Source organism: Bradyrhizobium zhengyangense (assembly GCF_022012435.1).
In the GTDB taxonomy this organism is placed as follows: domain Bacteria; phylum Pseudomonadota; class Alphaproteobacteria; order Rhizobiales; family Xanthobacteraceae; genus Bradyrhizobium; species Bradyrhizobium zhengyangense.
The window spans coordinates 119458-143925 of record NZ_JAKLUA010000002.1 but is presented as its reverse complement, the minus strand read 5'-3'; the positions used below and the strand labels follow the sequence as shown (position 1 = coordinate 143925).

Below are 24468 nucleotides of genomic sequence, written 5' to 3'. Positions count from 1 at the left end.
CGGCCATGTTCAGGCACAGAAAGCCGCGAGGCCGCATTCATGCTCCAAATGGGGAAATGGGGAGAGAAACATGCTCAAATTCTATTTCAACGGATCGCCGAACCCGACCAAGGTCGCGCTCTTCCTCGAGGAGGCAGGCCTGGCTTACGAGCCGGTGAAGATCGACACCCGCAAGGGCGAACAGTTCGCGCCGGAATACTTGAAGATCAATCCGAACGGCAAGGTGCCGGCGATCGACGATGGCGGCACCATCGTGTTCGACTCGAACGCCATCCTGCTCTATCTCGCCGAGAAGACCGGACAATTCCTCCCCGCGAACCGCGCCGAACTGCTGTCATGGCTGATGTTCGTGGCAACAGGCGTCGGGCCCTATTCGGGTCAGGCCGTGCATTTCAAGCACTTTGCGCCGAAGGACCAGAACCACGACTACGCCCATAATCGCTACCAGTACGAGACCGATCGCCATTACAAAATCCTCGACGCGCATCTTGCCGGCCGCCGCTACATGGTCGGCGATGCCTATTCGATTCTGGACATGGCAGTGTGGGGCTGGGCGCGGATGGTGCCGTTCAAGCTCGGCGACGATGCCTTTGCGCGCTACCCGAACGTCAAGCGGCTGATCGACGAGATCTCAGGCCGGCCGGCCGCCGCCCGCGCGCTCGCGCTGAAAGACAAGTTCATCTTCAAGGCCGAGATGGACGACGAGGCGCGCGCCAACATGTTCAAGCACATGGCGACGAAAGTGGCCTGACCATATTGCCATGCGATGAAAGGCCACGCGTTCACGCATGGCCTTTTGTTTTTTAGGCGGCGTTCACCGACGCGAGGAACTTTGCGACCTCGGTCTTCAACCGGTTGCTGTCTGACGACAGTGAGCGCGCCGCCGACAGAACTTGCGACGAGGCCGAGCCGGTGTCGGCCGCGCCGCGCTGGACGTCGCCGATATTGGTCGAGACACGCTGGGTTCCGTGCGCGGCCTGCTGGACGTTGCGGGAGATCTCCTGCGTCGCGGCGCCCTGCTCTTCCACGGCAGCGGCAACGGTCGAGGAGATTTCCGACAGCCGCTCGATGGTGCCGCTGATCTCCCTGATGGAGCCGACCGACTCTTCCGTCGCGGCCTGGATGCCGGAGACCTGCTGGGCGATCTCGCCGGTCGCCTTTGCGGTCTGCTCGGCCAGCGCCTTGACCTCGGAGGCGACCACGGCAAAGCCGCGGCCGGCCTCGCCCGCGCGCGCGGCCTCGATGGTGGCGTTGAGCGCCAGCAGATTGGTCTGGCCGGCGATGGTGCTGATCAGCTCGACGACGTCGCCGATGCGGGCAGCCGCCCTGGAGAGCTCGCTGACGCGGGCGTTGGTCTTGCTCGCCTGCTCCACGGCTTCGCCGGCGATGCGGGCCGATTCCTGGACCTGGCGAGCGATCTCGCTCACCGAGGACGACAGCTCTTCGGTCGCCGACGCGACGGCTTGCACGTTGGCCGAGGCTTCCTGTGATGCGGAGGCGACTTCCGTCGACAGATCCTGGGCGCGCGTTGCCGTCGTCGTCAGCGTGCCGGCGGAGGCCTCGAGCTCGCCGGAGGCCGACGACACGGTCTCGACGATTTCGCCGATCGCCTGCTCGAACTGGTCGGCGAGCCGGACCATGTCCTTCTTGCGGTCCTCGGCCTGCCGCGCCTCGCTCTCGGTCTGCTCGTGACGCATGCGCTCGGTGTCGATCATGTTGTCCTTGAACACCTGGATCGCCTTGGCCATGTCGCCGATCTCGTCCGCCTTGCCCCGTGAGGGGATCTCGACCGCGAGATCCCCACCAGCGAGCCGGCCCATCGCGCGCGTCATCGAGGCCAGCGGACCGACGATGCTGCGGGCGATCAGGAAGGCGACGATGACGCTGAACACGACTGCAAGACCGCCTGCGGCCTCCTGAATCCAGGTCGTGCTGGCGATGACGCCTGCGGCGACCGTGCGCGTTCTCTGGGAGTCAGCCGCAAGTTGCGTGTCCGCGACCTTGAGCTTGTCGATGCTTCCGGCGATCAGGGGCGCAATGTTGCTGCGGTAAATCTCCTCGGCCGCGAGGATCGCGGCGGAGGTCGCCTCGAACGCTGCCTGGTAGGACGAAAGCGAGGTCTTGACCGGGGCGAGCGCAGACTTGACCTGCTCCGGCAGGGTGGCCTCCTGGAGCGCCGTGATCCGTTGCTGCGCCCTCTCGGTATTGGCTCTGAAGGTCGAGGATGCCTTGGAGTCGCGCATGGCGAGGAAGCGCCAGCTCGCCAGACGTGCCTGGAGGATCTTGGATTCGAGGTCGGCGACGGGCGCCGTGATCTCGGCATCGTGGGTGCCATGCGCCGCGATGACCAGCTTGCCGGCATTGGCATTCAGTTCCTCGCCACCCGGCAGGAGAGCGGCCTTGCCTTTCGTCGTCTCCTTGACCGCGGCGCCCATGCGCTCGCGCAGCGACTGCAGCTTGCCAATATCGGCAACGAGGCCGTCGTAGATCTTGCGCCGCTCCTCGGAGGCCGTCCCTGCCGAAGCGACTTTCAGCAACTCGATCGTCGCCGCCTCCCGTTCCGCGGCCTCCTTGAAGGCGGGCTCGTTGGCATCATAGATGTAGCGCAGATTGGCCCGCTGCAGCGCCTGGAGATGGACCGATATCTCTCGAATGCGGGCTGTACTGTCCGAGAAGGCAGACATTTTCGCGACCTGGTCCTGGACCGCCCACAGGTTCCAGACGGCAACTACGGTCATGATCAGGCCAACCGCGGCCAGAGCCGTAAACCCGGCGTAAAGACGTCCCCGGATTCTCAAACGAATGCCCCGCATGGTGATGCCGCCCCCAAGAATTCGGGCAGCCGAACGCCCTCATGGCGGCTCCGGCTGCGCGGCATCACCATGAAGCACACTTGTTAATTGTGTCCTTCTTGATCGGACCGAGGCGACGGCGGGGTAAGCGCCCGCCAAGGGTTCGGTACAAGCGGATCAGCCGGCGCGGCTTGCGGGAACTGCTCTCGGTCAGAACCGAGCGCAGCATGTCCGGACCCACGATATCAGGCGGTCGCCTGCTGCAATTTGCCGAGCGCGTTCTCGACCACTTCCAGCGTGTACGGCTTCTGCACCACCGGCGCCGAGGCGAGGTCGACGGGGATCGGCGCACGCTCGCCGTAGCCGGTCGCGAAGATGAAGGGCACGCCGATCTCCTTCAGCCTCAAGGCCACCTTGATGCTGCTCTCACTGCCGAGATTGAGGTCTAGCAGCGCAAAGCTCGGGCGCGTGCGCTCGATCGCGCGCATCGCCTGGTCGACGCTCGCCGCCGTATCGACATGCCGCGCCCCGAGATCGAGCAGGATCACCTCCGCCGCCATGGCGATGATGAGATTGTCCTCGACGATCAGGGCGGTGTCGGAGATGCGGGGACGGGCGGGCTGCTGTTCCTCGATGCGCATGGCGGCTCCTGCGATTGACGGCACCAGCTCGACGAAGTTCGGCGGGATCACGAACCTCGCCTGCACGCCGAGCAGGTCGAAGCGGATTTCGGCTTCGCCCTTGAGGTCGAACGGGACGGAACGCTCGATGATGGTGGTGCCGAAACCGCGGCGCGACGGCGGCTGCACCGGCGGACCGCCGCTCTCCTTCCACTCGATCTCGAGGCTCGAATTCGGGTCGACCCGCCAGATCACCTCGACCTGGCCGGTGGAATCGGCGAGCGCGCCGTATTTGGCGGAGTTCGTCATCATCTCGTGGACGACGAGCGCCAGCGTCGCGAACGCCTTGGGATCGAGCGCAACGTCGGGTCCGTCGATCTTCACGCGATCGGCGCGGGAGCCGAGATAGGCCCCGGCCTCGGATTCCAGCAGCGTCCGCAGCGCCACCGGCGCCCAGTTCAGATTGGTGATCTGGTCGTGTGCGCGCGCGAGCGCCTGGATGCGACCGCCGAGCACGCTGGCGAACTCGTCCACATTTCTTGCGGTGTCCTTGCTCTGCGCCACCAGCGCACGCACCAGGCTCAGGATGTTGCGGACGCGATGATTGAGCTCGGCAATCATCAGCTCCTGCCGCTCCTGCGCGCCGCGGCGCTCGCGCGCCGCAAGGTCGGACAGTTGCAGGATCACTTCGAGCAGCGTGACGCGCAGGCTCTCGGCGATGCGGATGTCGGCCGCCGACCACGGCTTGGACTGGCCCGCGACCGTCTCCTGCCAGAGCTCAAAGCTCTTGCGCGGCGTCAGGCGCGGCCCGTTCGGGCCTTCCTCGTAGACCTTGTCGGGCGCGCCCGCCCAGTTCACCGAACGCACCACCTCGCGCCGGAAAAAAATCAGGCAGTCGCGCGGCGTGCGCGAGATCGGAATGGCGAGGAAGCCGGCGGCGCGGTCACGAAACACCTCGCCGGCCGCATAGAGCTTTGCGATCTCCGCGCTGGCACAGATGCGGCCCGGCGAAGTCCGGTTGATGAAAGCGACGAGGTCCTTGACCTCGTCCTCCGTCGGCGTCTCGCCGTCGAGCGTGATCCTGTTGTCGGACCAGACCGCGACGCCATCGCAGGCGATCATCTTGCGGTAATCGCCGACGAAGTCGACGATCGCACGCCGGCTATGCTCGTGCGTGCCGGCGATCTCGATCAACCCCTCCTGGATCTTCTGGGCGTTGGCCTCGTAGGCCATATCACCCTCGCGCTCGCGCCCTTCCACGATCCAGGAGAACATCTGCCCGAACAGCTCGGACGCCGTCCGCTTCTCGAACGAGATGTAGCGCGGCGAATAATGGTGGCAGGCGAACAGCCCCCACAGCTTGCCGTCGCGCAGGATCGACACAGACATCGAGGCGCTGACGCCCATGTTGCGCAGATATTCGATATGGATCGGCGACACAGCGCGCAGCACGCTCATGGACAGATCGAGCAGCCCCGCATTGTGCGCTGCGGTCGACAGCAATGCGGCCGGCCTGGCGTTGATGTCGGCGATGATGCGCAGCCAGTTGCGCTGATAGAGGATGCGGGCCTGCCTGGGGATGTCGGAGGCCGGGTAATGCAGGCCGAGAAATTTCTCGAGGCCTGCTTCCGCAGCCTCCGCGATCACCTCGCCCGATCCGTCCGGGTGAAATTGATAGACCATGACGCGGTCGAAGCCGGTCAGAACTTTAAGCTGGCGCGCCGCTTCGCGGGCTAGCTCAGCCATGCCGCGGGTCTTGCGGATGCGCTCCAGCATCAGCCGCACCAGCTCGCCCGAATTGACACCCGCCTCGACGACGCTGGGCTCGGCCTCGACGACCACATACGCGCCGGAAAAATGGATCGATAGATCGTAAAGCGGCTTGCCCGGCTGGAGCTCGACGCCGAACACGCGTTCGGTTGAATCAGGGCCGCCGAGCTGATCGACGCGGCTGCGGATGGTCTCGATCGCGGCTGCGGAGAACACTCTTGCGAGCGGCTGCTGCAGCAGATCGGTGACGTCGCCGCCGAGGAAGCTGCCGGCATTCTCCGACGCCATGCAGATCGTGAAGTCCGACAGCAGCGTCAGCAGGAAGCCGAACGGCTGCACGTTGCCGGGAATGTGGATCGGCTCGCGATCGCAATTGGTGAGATTGACCGCCTCGTTCATGCGCGATCCGCCGCCCGCTCGAATGCAGCAAAGGCGCTGCGCGCCGCCGCGATCGCCTCGTCCTCGTCGCAGCCCTCTTGGCTGGCAAGCTTCGCCAGAAAGCTCTGCCACAGTCGCTTGCCGGCGCCGTGGCTGAGATAGGCGGCGGCCTGTCCGATGCGCGGATCAGCCGCATCCGCGACGGCCTTCAGCAGGAATTTTGCACCGAGCCGGGATCCCTCCAGCACGTACATGGTGCCGATCACGCCGCTCCGTGTCAGCGGCTGCACCGACACGGTGGCATGCGCCTCCCGGCCGAGCCGGTCGAGATCCACAGCGATTGCGGCGCTCCGCGCCCGCTCCGGCCAGTCCGGAAAGTATTTGGCGACGCCGGCGTCCACGAGCGCGGCTTCGAGCGGCAGCAGAGCGCCCGCGCTGGCTTGGAGAAAACGTCGATAGCCGGAAAGCACGGTGAGATCGAACGCGGACATCTGCGCGTCGAGTTCGTGATGTGCCGCAGCCGTCGCGTCTCTCAATCGTTCACGGAGTCCGGGAAAGCTTCGCCCTGCCTGTATTGATACGTCCGAAGCCCCAGCCAGCATGAAATTCCCAAACGCGCGCAAAGCCGGCGCGCAATTGCCCCGGAAACGAACGAACGCGGGCGGGACAAAAATGTTCCCGCCCGGTTCCAGCCGTTCGGGCCGGCATTTTTCTAGCCGGTAGCGGCGTTCCGAGCCGATTGCGGGAAAAGCCCGAGCGCCTTCTCGGTCAGCACGGAGTCGCAGTACTCGCGGATCTCCTTGATCTTGCCGCCCTCGAACCGAAACACCAGGCAATAGTCATTGTCGTAGCGCACCCCTTCGGGCGTGACGTTGTCGCCCTTGGCTTCGACCACGACGATGTCGCCATCAGCGATGAAGCGCTCGGCGACCGTGCGCGTGCGGTCGCGCAGGCGCGTGCGCACATAGCCGTGCAGATCGTTGAGGATCGCCTCCCTGCCTGCGAAGGTGCGCGACCAGGAATATTGGCCGGTGACGATCCATTTGGCGTCGTCGGCAAGGCTTGCGGTGAACAGCGATCGGTCGCGGACATCCGGGTCGGGGCTGGCGGCGGCGGCGAAAATGTCCTGCATCAGTTTCTTGTTGGCGCTCGCACTCATGGCGGCATCTCCTTTCATGGCAACACGGAGAACATCAGCGCTTGATGAGAATTCTTCAAATCAATAGCGGATATGATATTTATTCGCCTCATGAATTTGAATTCGCTCGATCTCAATCTACTCACCGCGCTCGACGCCCTGCTGCGCGAGGCGAATGTCAGCCGCGCCGCCATGCGCATCGGGCTGTCACAGCCAGCCACCAGCCATGCTCTTCAGCGGCTGCGCGATATCTTTGGCGACCCGCTGCTGGTGCGAACCGGCGCACGAATGGAGCTGACGCCGCGGGCGCAAGCCCTGCGCGCCCCGCTGGCGCAAGCGCTTGATCAGGTCCGCGGGCTGTTCGTGCCCGAGGAATTCGACGCCGCGCGCAGCGAGCGGTCGTTTCGCCTGATGATGCCTGATCTCGCCGTCGAGCTATTGATGCCGCCTTTGATGGAGAAGGTGACGCGCCTTGCGCCCAACGTCCGCATCGACGTCGTGCCGTGGCGGGGACCGGCGATCTTCCACGCAGAATTCGCCCGCACCATCGACCTCGTGATCTCGATCGGCAACGCCTTCAAGGGGTTTCATCGCCAGTTGCTCTACACCGACAGCGATGCGCTGGCGGTACGGCGCGGCCACCCCATGGGCGCCAAGCTGAAGCGGCGCGAGGCGTTCCTCGCCGCGCGCCATGTCGGCGTGATCATCCGCGGCCAGCCCGAAGACCTGATCGACACCTGGCTGCGCAGCAAAGGCATCGAGCGGCATATTTCGCTGGTGGTCTCGGGCTATCTCGAAGCGCTGCACGTCGCCGCCCGGACCGACCTCGTCGCCTTCGTGCCGCGGCGGCTGATCGCGGCGCTGTCAAAACAGTTCGGCCTTGTCGCGGTCGCGCCACCGCTCGATCCCGGGATCGACGAGCAGTTCATGTTCTATCCGACACGGGCGCAGATGGACCCGGGCTCGATCTGGCTGCGGCGGCTGATGCTGGAGACGGGGCGGGAGTTGGAGAAGGGGAAAGCCGGGTGAGAAGCGGCTTCGTCAAACTCGGTGTCGTCCCGGACAAGCGCGCCCCAAGCACGCGCCGATCCTGGATCCATAACCACAGAACATCGTTTGGCGAAGACTCGTGGTTGCCAGCGCGCGCGGCAACCTCTCCCTGGGGGTATGGGTCCCGTTCTGCGCTGACGCTTGCCCGGGACGACGGCGGAGAGCTGGTTACGCCTTCTGCGCGTCTATCACCTTGCGGATCGCCGGGCGATCCAGCATGCGCTTGAAATGGTCGGCGATCTTCGGCGTGGCGTTGATGTCGACGCTATCGCCTTCGAGCCAGTGCGAGAGGGTGTGGAGATAGGGATCGCAGATCGTGAACTGATCGCCCATCACCCACGGACCTTTGAACATCGTCTTCTCGATCAGCTTGAAGCAGGCGCCCATGGTCTGCGGCACCATCGCCTTCATGTCGGCGAACGAGCTCTCCTGCGTCGCCCAGCGCGCGCCGCGCATCTTGTGGGCGTGATTGATGTGCACGGTCGAGCAGAGGTAGGAATTGAACGACTGCACCTGCGCGAAGTCGAAGGGATCGTCGAGCGGCGCGAGTTTCGCCTTCGGGAAGGTTTGCGCGATATAGGCCAGCATCGCCGGCGTCTCGGTCAGGACGCCGCGGTCGGTCACCAGGGCCGGGACGCGCCCTTTCGGGTTGATGGCGAGATAGGCCGGGCTGTTCTGCTGATTGTCCTTGAAGCTCAGCCGTTCAGCCGTGTAGTCGGCGCCGGCCTCCTCCAGGGTCATGTAAGTGGCGAGCGCGCAGGTGCCGGTGGCGTAGTAGAGTTTGAGCATGTCGGACCTCATGGGAGGGCTGGAAACTAACGGCTGTTGCCCCCGAGGTCTATAGCACGACATCCTCTTCGCAGTTGCCCACATCCGCCCGCCTGTGCCAAGACCGCCCACAATCGGAGGGGGTTTTGTCATGACGGTACTTATCGCCGGCGGCGGCATCGGCGGACTGACGCTTGCGCTCAGCCTGCATCAAATCGGTGTTCCCGTAAAAGTGTTCGAGAGCGTCGCGGAATTGAAGCCGCTCGGCGTCGGCATCAACGTGCTGCCGCATGCGGTGCGCGAGCTGATCGAGCTCGGGCTGCTGGACAGGCTGGACGCCAGCGGCGTGCGGACCCGCGAGCTCGCCTATTTCTCCAAGCACGGCAAGCCGATCTGGAGCGAGCCGCGCGGGCTTGAGGCCGGCTACAAATGGCCGCAGTTCTCGATCCATCGTGGCACGCTGCAGCAGATCCTGCTCGATGCCGCAATCGAGCGGCTCGGCCGCGATAACATTTTGACCAGCCACCACCTGACCGGCTGGACCGAGACGGCCAGCGGCGTGCGTGCCGACTTCATCGACAGGGCGACCGGCAAAGCCGCGGGCACATATGAAGGCGCGATCCTGATCGCCGCCGACGGCATCCATTCCGCCGCGCGCGAAAAGCTCTATCCGAACGAGGGGCCGCCGATCTGGAACGGCCGCATCCTCTGGCGCGGCGTCACGCCGGCAAAAGCCTTCCTCACCGGCCGCACCATGATCATGGCCGGCCACGAGATTCTGAAATTCGTCTGCTATCCGATCTCGAAGGAGCCGGACGCAGCAGGCAACCACCTCATCAACTGGGTCGCCGAGCGGCACATGCCGCCGACCTATCAGTGGCGGCGCGAGGACTATAACCGCACCGCGCGGCTGGAAGAGTTCCTGCCCTGGTTCGAGAGCTGGACATTCGACTGGCTCGACGTGCCCGGCCTGATCAGGAATTGCCCGCACGCCTACGAATATCCGCTGGTGGACCGCGATCCGGTCTCGCAATGGACGTTCGGCAAGGTGACGCTGATGGGCGACGCCGCGCATCCGATGTACCCGATCGGCTCGAACGGCGCCTCGCAGGCGATCCTCGATGCCCGCACCATCACCCGCAACATCCTGGCGCATGGCCCGACCACCGCGGCGCTGCTCGCTTATGAGGCCGAGCGGCGGCCTGCGACCACCGACCTCGTGCTGCTCAACCGCAAGAACGGCCCCGAGCAGGTGATGCAGCTCGTCGAAGAGCGCGCGCCTGATGGTTACAAGGTCGTCACCGACGTGCTGTCGCAGAAGGAGCTGGAGGACATCGCCGCGAACTACAAGCGCGTCGCGGGCTTCCAGGTCGAGGCACTGAACGCCAAGCCGCCAATCGTGAGCAAGGACGCGCGGGCGAGGGTGTAAGCTTCCACTTCGGGCGCGATGCCGATTGATGTGCCCTCGCCCCTTGCGGGAGAGGGCAGTGGAGTACGCGGCTAGACTCTGCCCACCACCCGCGCCGCCTCCAGCAGCCGCTCGCTGGCGCTCGCCGTCGCAAGTACCGTGCCGTCCTCGGCCATCAGCTTGGCCTCGACGAACGCGATGGTCTTGCCGAGCTGCGTCACCCTGGCTTCGCCGATGATCGGCCCAGGCTTTGCGGGGCTGAGAAAATTCACGGTCATGCTGATGGTCGTGGTGTAGAGCCGGCCCTCGCTCATCACGAGGACGGCGGGTCCCATGGTGTCGTCGAGCATGGCCGAGAGCATGCCGCCCTGGATGTAACCGGCCGGGTTGCAGAACTCGGGTCTGCCTTCGAAGACGAGCTTGATCCATCCCTCGTCAGGTTTCGCGTCGAGCAGGCGCCAGCCCAACAGCTCGGCGCAGGGCGGCATTTTGAAGCTATCGAGCGCGGTCTTGACCATGCGAACCCTCCGTTGCCGTCGAGTTGATAGCCCCGGCCTGCTGACAACCTCATGGCAACAAGCGACCGCCGGAGCGCAAAACTTCCGGGGATTTACGGAAAACTGTACGGTTTCAGGTCATTCCGCCTGCGATTAAGCCAACTTCAACCACGCGGTTTCACGACCGATTCAATACGATCCAATTGGGCAATCGGCCGGTAAACGGTTGGAAGTTACCACATGGCATGAGCGACGGTGAAACCGGAGCCTTTCCATGCGAGCCCTCTTGCAACAGGCGGCAAGCCGCCTGCACGCGATCGAAGATCGACTGACCGTACGGACGCAGATCGCTGCAGCCGTTGCCGCGATGTCCATCGTGCTGGTGGGCACGCTCGCTGCCGGCGCCGCCCTCATCAGCTACAGACACACCGCGACCCTGATCGAGAGCAGCGTCGCCGGAATTGCATCCAGCACCTCCGGCCGGCTCGACCGTTTCATGGCGACGCGGCAGCAGGAAATGAAGCTGTTCACCGAGCTTGAGCCGATGCAACGGCTGTGGCAGGGCGATCCGAATAAGCTGCGCAGCGCGCTCGAAGCGCTTCAGCGCAATTTCGAATTTACCTGGATCGGCTTTGCCGACCTCAACGGCGATGTCGTCGCCTCGACCGGCGGCCTGCTGCAAGGCAAGTCCGTGACGGCGCGCCCCTGGTTCAAGCAGGGTCTTGAGAAGGTCGTGGTTGGCGACGTGCACGAGGCCATCCTGCTGTCCTCCCTGCTCACCCAGCGCGCCAACAACGAACCCTATCGCTTCGTCGATATCGCCCTGCCCGTGCGCGATGCCTCCGGCAAGGTGATCGGCGTGCTCGGCGGACATCTGGACTGGTCCTGGGCCAGCAGTTTGATCAAGGACGTCGAAGCCAATGACGGCAACACCGACACCCGGCTCTCGATCCTCAGCAAGAGCGGCATGGTTCTTGTCGGGCCGCAGAAGGAAACCATCCGCTACGACGGCGACGAGCTTGCCGGCATCCTGAAGGCCGGCGACGGCACCTTTCGCGAGAAGGTGGACGGCCAGCAGATGCTGACCGCATTCCATGTCGGCAACGGCTTCCGCGACTATCAGGGACTCAACTGGATCGTCACGGCGAGCCAGCCGGCGAGCGTGGCGCTGAAGGCGGCGATCTCGTCGGCGCAGATGATCTTGGCGATCGGCGCCGTCATCGCCTTGATCGCGCTATCGCTGGCCGTGCTGGTTTCGCGCCGGATCGCGGGCCCGATCATCGCGCTGACGCAGGAAGCCGATCGCATCGGACGCGCCCACGGCCCGACCATGCTGGCGCGACAGAGCGGCTCGGTTGAGGTGGTCCAGCTCTCGCGCGCACTGCGCTCGCTGCTGCGCCGCATCGGTCATGCCGAGGAACGCACCAAGGAAGCCGAATTGCGCGCAAGCGAAAACGCGATGCAGCTTCAGGAGGACATGCTGAAGCTGCGAGAGCTCGCCGACACCGACTTCATGACTGGCCTGATGAACCGCCGCTCCTTCCTCGCGGTTGCCGACGACGCCGTCGCCTTCAGCCGACGCTACAAGCGCAACATGGCGACCTTGATGATCGACATCGATCATTTCAAGAAGATCAACGACAGCCATGGCCATGCCGCCGGCGACGACGCGATCAAGCATGTCGCCGACGTCATCAGCCAGTCGATCCGGACCACTGACAAGGCGGCCCGCTTCGGCGGCGAGGAATTCGTGGTGCTGCTGCGCGAGATCGATCAGGAGGCCGCGGTGCTGCTTGCCGACCGCATCAGGACCTCGATCGAGAGCGCAGTGGTGCGCCACGGCGAGGCCGTCATCCCCCTCACCGTCTCAATCGGACTCGCATTGTTCGACGAGGGAGACCGCGACGTGCAGGACGTGATCGAGCGCGCCGACCAGGGCCTCTATGTCGCCAAGAAGACCGGGCGCAACCGCACCTTCCTGATGCCCGCGACCGAGGACCGCGCGGCGCGCGCCGCCTGAGGCGTCACTCCAGCGCGTGCGCAATCACCTTGCGCATGACATTCGGCAGCGCCTCGTCGGCCAGCGTCGCGATCGGCACCCAGCGCATGCCCGCAGGCGCGCGGGCGCGGGCTTCGGCCTTCGCGGTGTAGACCACAAGTTCCAGCGGAAAATGCGTGAAGACGTGGGTGACCACGCCGACCTTGCGCTGCCAGCGCGACAGCCCCCTCATATCAGGTGCCTGCTGTTTCGCCGCCGCGTCTTCCTGTCCGGAAAGCCAGTCAGAACCCGGCACTTCGGTCATACCGCCGAGCAGGCCCTTTTCGGGCCGGCTGCGTACCAGCAGCTCGTCGCCGCGCGTGACGACGAAGGCGGCACCGCGCCGCAGGGTCCCGCTCTTCTTCGGCGCCTTGCGCGGAAACGTCTCCTGCGTGCCCTGCGCGCGCGCCGCGCAATCCTCGTTCAATGGGCATAGCGAGCAGGCCGGCTTCTTCGGCGTGCAGATCGAGGCGCCCAGATCCATCAGGGCCTGGGCACTGTCGCCGGCGCGTGAGTTGGCCAGGAGAGTCGCCGCCAGTTGCTGGATCAACGACTTGGCCTGCGGCAGCTCCTCCTCGACCGCATACAGACGCGAGACCACGCGCTCGATATTGCCGTCGACCGGCATGGTGTGACGATCGAAGGCGATCGCGGCAATCGCGGCTGCCGTGTAGGGCCCGATGCCTGGAAGCGCTCGCAGCCTCTCCTCCGTATCGGGAAAGACACCGCCGTGCTCGCACGCCACCGCAACTGCGCAGGCATAGAGGTTGCGCGCACGCGAATAATAGCCGAGCCCAGCCCACATCCGCAGCACATCATCAAGAGACGCACTCCCGAGCGCCGCGACATCAGGCCAGCGCGCGACGAATTTCTCGAAATAGGGCCCGACCGCCTTCACCGTGGTCTGCTGCAGCATAATCTCCGACAGCCAGACGCGATAAGGGTCCGATATCTCGCCGGGCGCCGCGCGCCAGGGCAGCCTGCGACGGTGGCGATCGTACCACGCGAGCAGCAGCGTGGGACGCGCCGAACCCGCCGACTGAACTGGTTCCGACTTGGCCTTAAGGGCAGATTTCGGGCTCATGGTCTCACTGTAGCGACCTCACGCCGATGTCTCCACGTCAGGCCCGCGCTCGTCGCGGGCATCCACGTCTTTCTTCGTTGCGAGGAGCCTGCGGGCCGTGAGTTGGGGTGCTATAAGGCCCCATGGCCAAATTCCCTCCCAAACCCGGCCCCATCAGCGCCAAGCCGCTCGGGATCCTGCTCAACGACGTCTTTGCCGAGGCTTATGCCAAGCAGGGATTTGCGTCGCGCGAGCTGGTGACGCGGTGGACGCAGATCGCGGGGCCCGAGATCGCAGCGCATGCCGAGCCCTTGAAGCTGCAATGGCCGCGTCCCGTGGAGGGCCAGCCGCAGGAGCCGGCGACGCTGGTGCTGCGGGTCGAGGGGCCGATGGTGCTGGAAATCCAGCACTCGGCCGACGTGATCCTGGAGCGGGTGAACCGCTTCTTCGGCTGGAGCGCAGTCGGCAAACTCGCCTTCCGCCAAGCCCCCCTGTCGCGGCCCCGGCGCCCGGTGCGGCCCAGCCCGCCGGACCCCAAGCTGGTCGCCAAGGTGGCGGAAGGCCTGGGGGACATCGAAGATGAAGAATTGAAGACGGCGCTGGCGCGGCTTGGGGCCGCCATCAAGCGAAATTGAGCCTCATTCCCTGGCTATTCTGGACCTGGCCCTGCCGCTCGCCATTGCCTCAAACCACGTTTCAAGCTAGCGACAGGCCGCCCGGGAACCTTCATACCGGCCATGATATGAAGACCTGGGGCGAGATCACGCCAATTCGGGAGCCGACCTTGATCATCACCCGCCGCGCCTTCACCACGATGCTGTCGCTGACCGGTCTTGCCGCGATCGCCGGGCTCTCGCCGCTGCGGTTCATCTCCGAGGCAATGGCGCAGGCCGCTGGCGATGTCGCCAAGCCGGTGTCGCTGCCCGACATGGCGCTGGGCCCCAAGGACGCAGCCGTCACCATCACCGAATTTGCCTCGATGACCTGCCCGCATTGCGCGGCCTTCAACGAGCAGGTCTTCCCCAAGATCAAGTCGGAATACATCGACACCGGCAAGGTGCGCTACATCTTCCGCGAGTTCCCGCTCGATATCAAAGCCGCCGCCGGCTCGATGCTGTCGCGCTGCATCGCCAAGGACGACGCCGCGAAATACTTCGCGGTCACCGACATGTTGTTCCGCCAGCAGAGCGACTGGGTGACGAAGAACACCACCGAGACCCTGACCCGGATCGGCAAGCAGGCCGGCCTCACGCAAGCGCAGGTCGAAACCTGCCTGAAGGACCAGGCGTTGCTCGACAAGATCGCCGCCGACCAGAAATACGCCAGCGACGTCCTGAAGGTGGATTCGACGCCGACCTTCTTCATCAACGGCGAGAAGATCAAGGGCGAGGCCTCGTTCGAGGAGTTCGCCAAGAAGATCAACCCGCTGCTGAAGAGCTGATTCGCTCGTCAAGATCCTGATTCGCATCTCGAAAGCCGTATCTTTCCCGGCATAAATCCCTTGGGAAAAGCGGCTTTCGCTGGTTGCCCTCGCGGCGCACCGCGGCCATTGTCCGCCGCATGAGGCGCCTCGCGCGACTCACCCAGAGAGTGACATTGCCTTCCATGGTACTGTCCCGGCAGGGGGATTCGCGCCTGCCAACAGAGATGCGTGCTTATGAAAATCACCCGCCTGCGCCTACACGGATTCAAGTCCTTCGTTGAGCCGACGGACTTCGTCATCGAGCCCGGCCTGACCGGCGTGGTCGGACCCAACGGCTGCGGCAAGTCGAATCTCGTCGAGGCGCTGCGCTGGGCGATGGGTGAAACCTCGTACAAGAGCTTGCGCGCCGCCGACATGGACGCGGTCATCTTCGCAGGCTCCGGCAACCGTCCCGCGCGCAACCACGCCGAAGTGACGATGACGATCGACAATGCCGATCGCACCGCGCCGGCGGCGATGAACGACAGCCAGTTGCTGGAAATCTCCCGCCGCATCGAGCGCGAAGCGGGCTCGGTCTATCGCATCAACGGCCGCGACGTGCGCGCCCGCGACGTGCAGATTTTGTTCGCGGACGCCGCCACCGGCGCGCGCTCGCCGGCCCTCGTCCACCAGGGCAAGATCGGCGAGATCATCCAGGCCAAGCCCGAGCAGCGCCGCCGCGTGCTCGAAGACGCCGCGGGCGTCGCCGGTCTGCACGCCCGCCGCCACGAGGCCGAGCTGCGGCTGAAGGCGGCCGAAACCAACCTCACCCGCGTCGAGGACGTGATCGGCCAGCTCGCAGGTCAGATGGAGGGCCTGAAGAAGCAGGCTCGCCAGGCCGTGCGCTACCGCGAGGTCGCGGCCAAGGTCCGCAAGGCGGAAGCGACGCTGTTCCACCTGCGCTGGATCGGCGCCCATGCCGACGTCAACGAGTCAGGCCAGACCCATGATCTCGCCGTGCGCGAGATGGCCGAGCGCACCCAGCACCAGGCCGAAGCCGCCCGCATCCAGGCGATCCGCGCCGCCGAGATGCCGGCGCTGCGCGATGCCGAAGCGCGCGCCGCCGCCGGCCTCCAGCGCCTGACCAATGCCCGCGAGCTGCTCGACCGCGAGGAAGAGCGCGCCAAGGAGCGCGTCGCCGAGCTCGAGCGCCGGCTCGCCCAGTTCGAAGGCGACATCTCACGCGCCCAGCAGCAGACCATGGACGCCGACGTCGCGCTGCAGCGGCTCGACACCGAAGACGCCGAGCTGAAGGAAGAGATCAAGTCGCGCGTCGAGAAGCGCTCCGGTGTCGACGAGCGCGTCGGCGAGGCCGAGGCGGTGCTGACCGAGACCGAGCAGCAGTTCGCTGAGCTGACCACCGCGCTCGCCGACCTCACCGCCAAGCGCAACCAGCTCGAGGCCAACGTCCGCACCCACCGCGACAAGCTCGCCCGTCTCGACCAGGAGATCGCGAACGTCGCCGCCGAAGAGCAGAAGCTCGCTGCCGAGACCGGCGGCTTCGGCGATCTCGACGAGCTGACCGCAACGGTCGAGACCGCCGAGCAGACTCTGGCCGCTTCGGAAGCCGCAGCTCAAGCGAGCGAAGCTGCGCATGTCGCCGCACGACAGACACTGGAATCCTCGCGCTCCCCGCTGGTCGAAGCCGACAAGCGCGTACAGCGGCTCGATACCGAGGCGCGCACGATCTCGAAAATTGTCAACGGCGAGACCAAGAATCTGTGGCCGCCGATCATCGACGGCATCACCGTCGACAAGGGTTTTGAAAAGGCGATTGGCGCTGCGCTCGGCGACGATCTCGATGCGCCGATCGATCCCTCGGCGCCGATGCGCTGGACCAATGTCGGACACGCCGAAGGCGATCCGGAACTCCCCGAAGGCGTCACCCCGCTCGCCAACCACGTTCAGGCGCCGGCCGAGCTGACGCGCCGCCTTGCTCAGATCGGCGTGGTGCCGCGAGAGCGCGGGGCCGAGCTGGTGTCGCAGCTCAAGACCGGCCAACGCCTGGTCTCGCCCGAGGGCGACGTCTGGCGCTGGGACGGCTTTGTCGCCGCCGCGCACGCCCCGACCGGTGCCGCACGGCGCCTCGCCGAGCGCGCTCGCCTCGTCGACATCGAGAACGAGCTGGAGCAGGCCCGCATCGACGCGCAGATCAAGCGTCAGGCGCTCGAGAATGCCGAATCCGAATTGCAGATGGCGGCCAGCACCGAAGGCGCCAGCCGCGAAGCCATGCGAGCTGCGCAGCGCGAGCTGAACGTCGCGCGCGAGCGCCACGCTGCCGCCGAGCGCGAGATCAGCCGCCACGCCGCGCGCAAGGCGACGCTGTCGGAAGCGCATAGCCGTCTTGCCGCCGACCGCGCCGAGGCCGAGGCCGCCTACGAATATGCCGAGGCCGGCATCAGCGAGCTGCCGTCGAGCGAGGACACCGAGACTCGTCTCGCCGCCGTCCGCAGCGACATCGACGGACATCGCCGCATCGCCGCCCAGGTCCGCGCCGAGGCGCAGGCGCTGGCGCGCGAGGCCGAGCTTGCCGACCGCCGCGTCCAGGCGATCCTGGCCGAGCGCACCGAGTGGGCGAACCGCAAAGAAAGCGCGACCTCCCATATCGACACCATCCAGGCCCGTATTGCCGAGCTCACGATCGAGCGGAGCGAACTCGAAAACGCGCCGGCGGTGTTCGCCGAGAAGCGCAGCGCGCTGATCACCGAGATCGAATACGCCGAGAACGACCGCCGCATGGCCGCCGATGCGCTCGCCACCGCCGAGACCGCGATGGCCGAGACTGACCGCGTCGCCAAGCTGACCCTCGAGGCGCTGTCCAGCTCCCGCGAGGCCACCGCCCGTGCCGAGGAGCGCATGGAAGGCGCGCGGCGCCGGCTCGAGGACATCGAACGCGAGATCCGCGACATGCTCGAAGTCGAGCCGCAGGCCGTCGCTGGTCTAGCCGAGATCGAGCCCGGCGCCGAGCTGCCGCCGCTGCACGACATCGAGGAAGACCTCGAGAAGATGCGCCGCGACCGCGAGCGCCTCGGCGCCGTCAATTTGCGCGCCGAGGAAGAGCTGCGCGAGGTCGAGACCCAGCACACCGGCCTCGTCACCGAGCGCGACGATTTGGTCGAAGCCATCAAGCGGCTGCGCCAGGGCATCCAGAGCCTCAACAAGGAGGCCCGCGAGCGCCTCTTGACCTCGTTCGAGGTCGTCAACAACCACTTCAAGCGCCTGTTCGTCGAGCTGTTCGGCGGCGGTGAAGCCGCGCTGCACCTGATCGAGAGCGACGATCCGCTGGAAGCCGGTCTCGAAATCATCGCCAAGCCCCCCGGCAAGAAGCCGCAGACGCTGTCGCTGCTCTCGGGCGGCGAGCAGGCGCTGACTGCGATGGCGCTGATCTTCGCGGTGTTCTTGACCAACCCCTCGCCGATCTGCGTGCTGGACGAAGTCGACGCGCCGCTCGACGACCACAACGTCGAACGGTACTGCAACCTCTTGCACGAAATGACCGGCTCGACCGACACGCGCTTCATCATCATCACGCACAATCCGATCACGATGGCGCGCATGAACCGTCTGTTCGGCGTCACCATGGCCGAGCGCGGCGTCTCCCAGCTCGTCTCGGTGAGCCTGGCCGAAGCCGTGGACATTCTCGACCAGAACGTGGCGTGAGGCTGCGGTCGTTCCGCACCCGTTGACGTCATCATCCGCGAAAGCGGATGATCCAGTACGCCGTGCCGTCTTGGTCTAGTGGCGCTGCCTCGGAATACTGGATGCCCCGCCTTCGCGGGGCATGACTGCGGATGATGATAGCTCCTACTCTCCCCGCCGAACTCAAGGCCGCGCTCGACGCCAGGCTGCAGGGATTCTCCCGCACCGACGCCGCGCAGCGATCGCAAAAAATCTCGACGACCTATCGCGCCGGCGGCGGCTCAGGCACCATCAAGTCCGAGGCTGACGCGCTCGCCTACGCGCTGGCGCGGATGCCGGCGACTTATGCAGCCGTCGCCGCAAGCCTGAGCGCGCTGGCCGAGATCGCGCCCGACTTCGCCCCGGAAACATTGCTCGACGTCGGCGCAGGCCCGGGCACCGCGAGCTGGGCCGCCGCGGAAGCATTCTCCTCGCTGCAGGATTTTACGCTGCTCGACGCCAACGCCACCTTGAGCCGTCTCGCGCTCGAGCTCGCGCGCGACAGCTCGCGCCTGTCTGATTGCCGCTACCTGCCCGGCGATGCCGCCACCAACCTCGCCGAGGTCTCGCAAGCCGATCTCGTCGTTGCCAGCTACATCATTGGCGAGCTCGGCGAGAGCGACCAGCGCAAGCTCGCCGAGACAATGTGGGCCAGAGCGCGCCACGCGCTGGTCGTGATCGAGCCCGGTACACCCGCCGGCTATGCCCGCATTCTCGCGCTGCGCCAGCAACTGATCAGGCTGGGCGCCTTCGTCGCCGCGCCCTGCCCGCACGAAAAGCCTTGCCCGCTCGTGGCGCCCGACTGGTGCCATTTCAACCAGCGCCTTCCGCGCTCCCAGGCACACCGCCAGATCAAGGGCGCCGAGGTACCGTTCGAGGACGAACGCTTCATCTACGTCGCCTTGACCCGAACGCCGCCCGCAGCCCGCGCCGCCCGCGTGCTGGCGCCACCGGAGGTCAGCAAGGTCGAGATCACGGTCAAGCTCTGCACCGAGGATGGTGTCGCCATCACCAAAGTGCCGCGGCGGGACAAGGCCGCGTATGCGGACGCCCGCCGCTGGCGATGGGGTGATGCTGTCCTGTCCGAAAGTTAACCCCGTTCCCCGCTTTTCCCTTGAACTCGGATAGCTCCCGATCCGACCAAGTCTTACCTTCCCTCCGCGCGGGGCTCTCCCCCGGCTCCATTTTAGTTTAGGCTGTCCGCTCCAATTTCGTTTCAGGAGTTCTCCATGTCGACCGGCTGGATCGTTCTCGGCGTAATCGTCGTTCTCGTGTTCTTGGCCTTCAGCGCCTACAACCGGCTGGTGGCGCTGGGCCAGCGCGTCGGCCAGGCCTTTGCCGATGTCGACGTGCAGCTCAAGCAGCGTCATGACCTGATCCCGAACCTGGTCGAGACGGTGAAGGGCTATGCCTCGCACGAGCGCGGCACGCTCGACGACGTCATCAAGGCGCGCAATTCGGCGATGTCGGCGCAGGGCCCTGCGCAGGTCTCCGCTGCCGAAAACCAGCTCTCCGGCGCGCTCGGCCGGCTGATCGCGCTGTCGGAGGCCTATCCGGACCTCAAGGCCAACGCCAATTTCCAGCAGCTTGCGAGCGAGCTCTCCGACCTTGAGAACAAGATCGCGGCGAGCCGCCGCTTCTTCAACAACGCGGTCCAGGAATACAACACCGGCATCCAGCAGATGCCCGCCGCTTTGTTCGCCGGCATGTTCGGTTTCACCAAGAAGGACTTCTTCGATCTCGGCACCAGCCGCACCGAGGTCGAGGCAGCGCCTCAGGTGAAGTTCTGATCTGAGCCGACAAGCCGGCAGGGCAACGCGTCATGGCCGCGTATGGTCTCTACACGCACATCGCCTCGAACAAGTTTCGTTCGATGCTGCTGCTCGGCGGCCTGTTCGCGCTGGTCTATGTGCTGGTCTTTGCCGGCGCGCTTGTCGCCGAGGTCGTCACCAACGGCAATGAGACCGCCGCCTATTATCTGAACCGGGGCTTCCACGATCTCGTCGTCGCCTTTCCCTTCGCGACGGCTGGGGCGATTGCGTGGATCGTCATCGCCTATTTCTTCCATCAGTCGATGATCGATGCGGTAACCGGCGGGCACGACGTCACCCGCCAGGAGGAGCCGCGGCTCTACAATCTCCTGGAAAATCTCTGCATCTCGCGCGGCATCACCATGCCGAAGCTGAAGATCATGGAAAGCCCGGCGCTGAACGCGTTTGCGACCGGCCTCAATCCGCGGCAATATGCCGTCACCGTCACCACCGGTCTCCTGAAGGCGCTGAACGACCAGGAGATCGAAGCGGTGCTGGGCCACGAACTGACCCACATCAGGAACGGCGACGTGCAGCTGATGGTGGTCGCCGTGATCATCGCCGGCGTGGTCGGCTTTTTCGGCGAATTGTTCTTCCGCTTGTTCACCAATTTGAGCTGGAGTTCCGGTGGCGGATCATGGTCGTCAGGCTCCTCCTCATCGTCCCGCTCGTCCTCCTCGTCGAGCGACAACAAGAATTCCGGCGGCGGCGCGATCATCGTCATCATCATCGCGGTCGTGCTGATCGTGGTGGCCTGGCTGGTCTCGCAAGTGGTCAAGCTCGCGCTGTCGCGCTCGCGCGAATATCTTGCCGATGCCGGCTCGGTCGAATTGACGAAAAACCCTGATGCCATGATCTCGGCTCTGCGCAAGATCGAAGGCCGCGGCGAATTGCCGGGCGCGACCTCGGCGGTGATGGAGCTGTGCCTCGATAATCCGCGCGAAGGCTTTTCCGATCTGTTCGCGACCCACCCCTCGGTACAGTCCCGCGTCGACGCGCTGGTCAAATTCGCCGGCGGCCATGATCCCGGTCCGCTGCCGCCGCCCGGTGAAGAGACGGACCAACCCGAGACCGACGAGCCCGAGGCACAAGCCGATCAGCAAAACGCCCCTCCTCCGGTCCCGCATGGCCCTTGGAATGATGCAGGCAACCCGCCCGGTCCGCCGCCCGTGCCCGCGCCGAGCCCTGCCGGAACCGCTGCCGGTAATCCGCTCGGCCCTCTGGGCAATCCCATAGGTAATCCTTTGGGTCCTTGGGGCCGCCATTAAGCGAGCAATTCGTCACGCCTTGCAGCCGGTTTCACGGCCTTTGGGAAAAACTCCGGGAATTGCCGCTGGGCTGCGCCAGAGATTTGAATTCTCCCTTGTTTCTGCCATGTTCGCGCCCAACAGCAGACTCGGGACCATCCTTGGGACATCGATTTGGGGCCCGGCCGATCGCGACCTCGCGATCGGGGGCTCGCGTTAGGGGACAGCAATGGCAAAGCCGGCAGTGGTTGTGGTGGGCGCGGACAAGGGCGGGGTCGGCAAGACCACGGTATCGCGCACCCTGCTCGATTATTTCTCAGCCAACAACGTGCCGACGCGCGCGTTCGACACGGAGTCGCCGCGGGGAACGCTGAAGCGTTTCCACCCTGATATCACCGAGATCGTCGACATGACGACGACGGCTGATCAGATGAAGATCTTCGATACGCTCAACGCGACAAGCCCGTCCGTCACCGTGATCGACGTCCGCGCCGGCCTGCTGTCGCCGGCGCTGGCCTCGCTGCGCGACATCGGTTTCCTCGACGCCGCCAAGGCCGGCCAGATCACCTTCGCGGTGTTCCACATCCTGGGACCCTCGATCGCCTCGCTGGACGAGATCGCCGAGACGGCGGGCTTCATGACCGGCGCAAAATACTTCCTGGTGAAGAACTTCATTAACGACACCCAATTCTTCCAATGGGACCAGGCGACCTACAATTCCTACTTCCACCGCATCAAGGACGCGACCGAGCTGACCATCCCGAAGCTGAACGAAATGGCCTATGAGCAGGTCGAGGTCTCCTCGGTCCCGTTCCTGAAATTCGTGGCCAACAAGGGCATCCACGACGAGGCTGCGAACTATTCCTTCGTGCTGCGCGGCTATGTCCGGCACTGGCTGGCCAATGTCTGGAGCGAGTTCGACCGGATCCGCCTGACCGACATCGTCGGGTCGAAACCGGTGACCCGCAACAGCGAAAAATAGTTGCGAAGGCGGGCTGATACGGCTGGATTGAGCGGTGAGTTCGCTCAGATAATAGCGTGATGCCCGCGACGCCCCTCTACATCATCTGCTCGCCCCGCCCGCAGGTCGGCAAGACGCTGCTGGCGCGGCTATTGAGCGAATTCCTGCTGCTCAAGAACGGCAATGTCGCGGCCTTCGACGTCAATTTGAAGGAGCCGTCGCTGCTCGACTACCTGCCGAAGGTGACCGAGACAGCCGACGTGATCGACACCTACGGCAAGATGCAGCTGATGGATCGCGTCATCGTCGATGACGGGCTCGCCAAGGTGATCGACCTCGGCTTCCACGCCTTCGACGAATTCTTCAAGATGACCGACGAGATCGGCCTGCTCAAGGAAGCGGCGCGCCGACATGTCGCACCACAGATCCTGTTCGTCGCCGACACCGACCGCGTTTCGGCCCGTGCCCACGAGATGCTGCGCCAGCAGATCCCGCGGATGAACCTGATCACCGTCGACAACGAGTTCGTCATCCGTGGCGAGCTGCCGCCCGCGATGGGAGGCGGCCGGCTGCTCCGCCTTCCCGCGCTGCCCGGCTTCCTCAAGACCTATATCGACCGGCTGAGCTTCTCCTTCACCGGCTATCTGCGCCAGGAGAAGGATTCCTCGACCGAGCTGCATCAGTGGATCCGGCGCAACTATCTCGCCCTCCGAGAGCTTGAGCTCAGCCTGATCCTGCAACGGTCCTGAGAGGCGTCATTCCGGGGCGCGACGAGGTCGCGAACCCGGAATGACGACCACGAGGGCTGAATATTTTATCCGGGTAATATTGACGCCGCGCGTCCTTGCCGCTACTGAGGCTGCACAACAGCATCCCTCAGCAAGGCCCCCCCTGTGACGATCGACCGGAAAGCAGCCATCGCCGCCTACAAGGAGCGGAAGACCGTTGCGGGCATTTTCGTCGTCCGCTGCGCAGCCTCCGGCGAGGCCTGGGTCGGCCAGGCCCCGAACCTCGAGACCATCCAGAACCGCATCTGGTTCACGCTGCGCCAGGGCGGCCACCCCTGCCGCAGCCTTCAGGCTGCCTGGAACGCGCATGGCGAGGCTGGACTGACCTTCGGCGAATGCGAGCGGCTGGAGGATGAGGAGAGCGCTTATGTCCGGAACGCGCTGCTGAAGGAGCGCGCGCTGCATTGGCAGGCGAAGCTGAAGGCAGAAGCGACCTAAACCGCCTCAGCGGCGCCTCAGTGCCCCTCGAACGTCATCAGCGTGCGCACCGGCACGTCCATGGCGCGCAGCTTGGCGGCGCCGCCGAGTTCGGGCAGGTCGATGATGAAGCAGGCCGCGACGACATTGGCGCCGATCTGGCGCAGCAGCTTCACCGCGCCCTCCGCGGTGCCGCCGGTGGCGATGAGATCGTCGACCAGGATGACGCGCTCGCCGGGCTGGATCGCGTCGACATGCATCTCCATCTCGTCGATGCCGTATTCGAGCGAATAGGCGATGCGCACGGTGGTGTGCGGCAGCTTGCCCTTCTTGCGGATCGGCACGAAACCGGCCGAGAGCTGATGCGCGACCGCGCCGCCGATGATGAAGCCGCGCGCTTCCATGCCGGCGACCTTGTCGATCTTGTTGCCGGCCCAGGGATTGACGAGCTCGTCGACCGCGCGGCGGAAGGCGCGCGCATCCGCGAGCAAGGTCGTGATGTCGCGGAACATGATCCCCGGCTTCGGATAGTCGGGGATGGTGCGGACGCTCGCCTTCAAATCGTGGTCAAAGGTCATTGGT

21 protein-coding genes are annotated in these 24468 nt (G+C 65.2%); 13 read left to right on the top strand and 8 right to left on the bottom strand.

From position 1 onward, the window contains the following. Positions 1-70 precede the first annotated feature (70 nt). Positions 71-751, top strand: coding sequence for a glutathione S-transferase family protein (locus L6637_RS09040; RefSeq protein WP_237870196.1), 681 nt, complete (start codon positions 71-73; stop codon positions 749-751). Between the two features lie 52 nt (positions 752-803). Here the strand turns inward: L6637_RS09040 and L6637_RS09035 are convergent, their stop codons facing one another. From L6637_RS09035 to L6637_RS09020, 4 genes are all read right to left on the bottom strand, one after another. Next, positions 804-2813, bottom strand: a complete 2010-nt coding sequence (locus L6637_RS09035) for a methyl-accepting chemotaxis protein (RefSeq protein WP_237870194.1) — start codon at positions 2811-2813, stop codon at positions 804-806. Positions 2814-3037: 224 nt separating this feature from the next. Further along, positions 3038-5581, bottom strand: coding sequence for an HWE histidine kinase domain-containing protein (locus tag L6637_RS09030; protein ID WP_237870191.1), 2544 nt, complete (start codon positions 5579-5581; stop codon positions 3038-3040). Continuing rightward, a complete protein-coding gene (locus L6637_RS09025; protein WP_237870189.1) occupies positions 5578-6162 on the bottom strand; it encodes a biliverdin-producing heme oxygenase in 585 nt (194 codons plus the stop codon). Before L6637_RS09025 ends, L6637_RS09030 begins: the two co-directional genes overlap by 4 nt. 110 nt (positions 6163-6272) lie before the next feature. Continuing rightward, entirely contained in the window at positions 6273-6719 is a 447-nt protein-coding gene (locus tag L6637_RS09020; protein ID WP_237870186.1) for a nuclear transport factor 2 family protein, read from the bottom strand. Positions 6720-6809: 90 nt separating this feature from the next. On the opposite strand from L6637_RS09020, the gene L6637_RS09015 reads away from it, so the two are divergent. Next, complete coding sequence (locus L6637_RS09015; protein ID WP_237870184.1) at positions 6810-7727, top strand: LysR family transcriptional regulator; 918 nt, start codon at positions 6810-6812, stop codon at positions 7725-7727. A gap of 189 nt (positions 7728-7916) precedes the next feature. Here L6637_RS09015 and L6637_RS09010 read toward each other — a convergent pair whose 3' ends face one another. Then, positions 7917-8537: a glutathione S-transferase family protein gene (locus L6637_RS09010; protein ID WP_237870182.1), complete on the bottom strand. Its 621-nt coding sequence runs from the start codon at positions 8535-8537 to the stop codon at positions 7917-7919. Positions 8538-8667: 130 nt separating this feature from the next. On the opposite strand from L6637_RS09010, the gene L6637_RS09005 reads away from it, so the two are divergent. Beyond that, a complete protein-coding gene (locus tag L6637_RS09005; RefSeq protein ID WP_237870180.1) occupies positions 8668-9945 on the top strand; it encodes a flavin-dependent oxidoreductase in 1278 nt (425 codons plus the stop codon). Positions 9946-10016: 71 nt separating this feature from the next. On the opposite strand, the gene L6637_RS09000 is transcribed toward L6637_RS09005, so the two are convergent. After that, on the bottom strand, positions 10017-10442 hold the full coding sequence (locus L6637_RS09000; protein ID WP_237870178.1) for a PaaI family thioesterase: 426 nt from the start codon (positions 10440-10442) through the stop codon (positions 10017-10019). Positions 10443-10695: 253 nt separating this feature from the next. On the opposite strand from L6637_RS09000, the gene L6637_RS08995 reads away from it, so the two are divergent. Continuing rightward, positions 10696-12441, top strand: coding sequence for a sensor domain-containing diguanylate cyclase (locus L6637_RS08995; RefSeq protein ID WP_237870176.1), 1746 nt, complete (start codon positions 10696-10698; stop codon positions 12439-12441). Positions 12442-12445: 4 nt separating this feature from the next. On the opposite strand, the gene mutY is transcribed toward L6637_RS08995, so the two are convergent. Further along, on the bottom strand, positions 12446-13543 hold the full coding sequence (gene mutY, locus L6637_RS08990; protein ID WP_237870174.1) for an A/G-specific adenine glycosylase: 1098 nt from the start codon (positions 13541-13543) through the stop codon (positions 12446-12448). 122 nt (positions 13544-13665) lie between these two features. Between mutY and L6637_RS08985 the strand changes: the two genes are divergently transcribed. The 9 genes from L6637_RS08985 to L6637_RS08945 all read left to right on the top strand — a co-directional run bounded on the left by L6637_RS08985 (position 13666) and on the right by L6637_RS08945 (position 23907). Continuing rightward, the gene (locus tag L6637_RS08985; RefSeq protein WP_237870172.1) at positions 13666-14157 is read left to right on the top strand and encodes a DUF721 domain-containing protein; all 492 of its coding nucleotides are present in this window, start codon (positions 13666-13668) and stop codon (positions 14155-14157) included. Between the two features lie 149 nt (positions 14158-14306). Beyond that, a complete protein-coding gene (locus L6637_RS08980) occupies positions 14307-14963 on the top strand; it encodes a DsbA family protein (RefSeq protein WP_237870694.1) in 657 nt (218 codons plus the stop codon). Positions 14964-15179: 216 nt separating this feature from the next. Then, positions 15180-18644 (top strand): chromosome segregation protein SMC, encoded by a 3465-nt coding sequence (gene smc / locus L6637_RS08975; RefSeq protein WP_237870170.1) that lies wholly within the window; start codon positions 15180-15182, stop codon positions 18642-18644. 131 nt (positions 18645-18775) lie between these two features. Continuing rightward, on the top strand, positions 18776-19756 hold the full coding sequence (locus L6637_RS08970) for a small ribosomal subunit Rsm22 family protein (protein ID WP_237870168.1): 981 nt from the start codon (positions 18776-18778) through the stop codon (positions 19754-19756). Positions 19757-19891: 135 nt separating this feature from the next. Continuing rightward, complete coding sequence (locus L6637_RS08965) at positions 19892-20452, top strand: LemA family protein (RefSeq protein ID WP_237870166.1); 561 nt, start codon at positions 19892-19894, stop codon at positions 20450-20452. 32 nt (positions 20453-20484) lie between these two features. Further along, positions 20485-21741, top strand: a complete 1257-nt coding sequence (locus L6637_RS08960) for a M48 family metallopeptidase (protein ID WP_237870164.1) — start codon at positions 20485-20487, stop codon at positions 21739-21741. A 208-nt stretch (positions 21742-21949) separates the two neighbouring features. Next, on the top strand, positions 21950-22702 hold the full coding sequence (locus tag L6637_RS08955) for a P-loop NTPase family protein (protein WP_237866696.1): 753 nt from the start codon (positions 21950-21952) through the stop codon (positions 22700-22702). A gap of 59 nt (positions 22703-22761) precedes the next feature. Further along, positions 22762-23430, top strand: a complete 669-nt coding sequence (locus L6637_RS08950; protein ID WP_237870162.1) for a hypothetical protein — start codon at positions 22762-22764, stop codon at positions 23428-23430. A 144-nt stretch (positions 23431-23574) separates the two neighbouring features. Then, positions 23575-23907 carry a GIY-YIG nuclease family protein gene (locus L6637_RS08945; protein WP_237870160.1) on the top strand — a complete coding sequence of 111 codons (333 nt, stop codon included), beginning with the start codon at positions 23575-23577 and terminating at the stop codon, positions 23905-23907. Positions 23908-23924: 17 nt separating this feature from the next. Here L6637_RS08945 and L6637_RS08940 read toward each other — a convergent pair whose 3' ends face one another. After that, positions 23925-24464 carry an adenine phosphoribosyltransferase gene (locus L6637_RS08940; protein WP_011085277.1) on the bottom strand — a complete coding sequence of 180 codons (540 nt, stop codon included), beginning with the start codon at positions 24462-24464 and terminating at the stop codon, positions 23925-23927. Positions 24465-24468: the final 4 nt, after the last annotated feature.

Excerpts from the sequence above, each read along its gene's own strand:
- L6637_RS09040 (WP_237870196.1), top strand. The coding sequence starts at position 71 with ATGCTCAAATTCTATTTCAACGGATCGCCGAACCCGACCAAGGTCGCG.
- L6637_RS09035 (WP_237870194.1), bottom strand. The coding sequence starts at position 2,813 with ATGCGGGGCATTCGTTTGAGAATCCGGGGACGTCTTTACGCCGGGTTT.
- L6637_RS09030 (WP_237870191.1), bottom strand. The coding sequence starts at position 5,581 with ATGAACGAGGCGGTCAATCTCACCAATTGCGATCGCGAGCCGATCCAC.
- L6637_RS09025 (WP_237870189.1), bottom strand. The coding sequence starts at position 6,162 with ATGCTGGCTGGGGCTTCGGACGTATCAATACAGGCAGGGCGAAGCTTT.
- L6637_RS09020 (WP_237870186.1), bottom strand. The coding sequence starts at position 6,719 with ATGAGTGCGAGCGCCAACAAGAAACTGATGCAGGACATTTTCGCCGCC.
- L6637_RS09015 (WP_237870184.1), top strand. The coding sequence starts at position 6,810 with ATGAATTTGAATTCGCTCGATCTCAATCTACTCACCGCGCTCGACGCC.
- L6637_RS09010 (WP_237870182.1), bottom strand. The coding sequence starts at position 8,537 with ATGCTCAAACTCTACTACGCCACCGGCACCTGCGCGCTCGCCACTTAC.
- L6637_RS09005 (WP_237870180.1), top strand. The coding sequence starts at position 8,668 with ATGACGGTACTTATCGCCGGCGGCGGCATCGGCGGACTGACGCTTGCG.
- L6637_RS09000 (WP_237870178.1), bottom strand. The coding sequence starts at position 10,442 with ATGGTCAAGACCGCGCTCGATAGCTTCAAAATGCCGCCCTGCGCCGAG.
- L6637_RS08995 (WP_237870176.1), top strand. The coding sequence starts at position 10,696 with ATGCGAGCCCTCTTGCAACAGGCGGCAAGCCGCCTGCACGCGATCGAA.
- mutY (WP_237870174.1), bottom strand. The coding sequence starts at position 13,543 with ATGAGCCCGAAATCTGCCCTTAAGGCCAAGTCGGAACCAGTTCAGTCG.
- L6637_RS08985 (WP_237870172.1), top strand. The coding sequence starts at position 13,666 with ATGGCCAAATTCCCTCCCAAACCCGGCCCCATCAGCGCCAAGCCGCTC.
- smc (WP_237870170.1), top strand. The coding sequence starts at position 15,180 with ATGAAAATCACCCGCCTGCGCCTACACGGATTCAAGTCCTTCGTTGAG.
- L6637_RS08970 (WP_237870168.1), top strand. The coding sequence starts at position 18,776 with ATGATGATAGCTCCTACTCTCCCCGCCGAACTCAAGGCCGCGCTCGAC.
- L6637_RS08965 (WP_237870166.1), top strand. The coding sequence starts at position 19,892 with ATGTCGACCGGCTGGATCGTTCTCGGCGTAATCGTCGTTCTCGTGTTC.
- L6637_RS08960 (WP_237870164.1), top strand. The coding sequence starts at position 20,485 with ATGGCCGCGTATGGTCTCTACACGCACATCGCCTCGAACAAGTTTCGT.
- L6637_RS08955 (WP_237866696.1), top strand. The coding sequence starts at position 21,950 with ATGGCAAAGCCGGCAGTGGTTGTGGTGGGCGCGGACAAGGGCGGGGTC.
- L6637_RS08950 (WP_237870162.1), top strand. The coding sequence starts at position 22,762 with ATGCCCGCGACGCCCCTCTACATCATCTGCTCGCCCCGCCCGCAGGTC.
- L6637_RS08940 (WP_011085277.1), bottom strand. The coding sequence starts at position 24,464 with ATGACCTTTGACCACGATTTGAAGGCGAGCGTCCGCACCATCCCCGAC.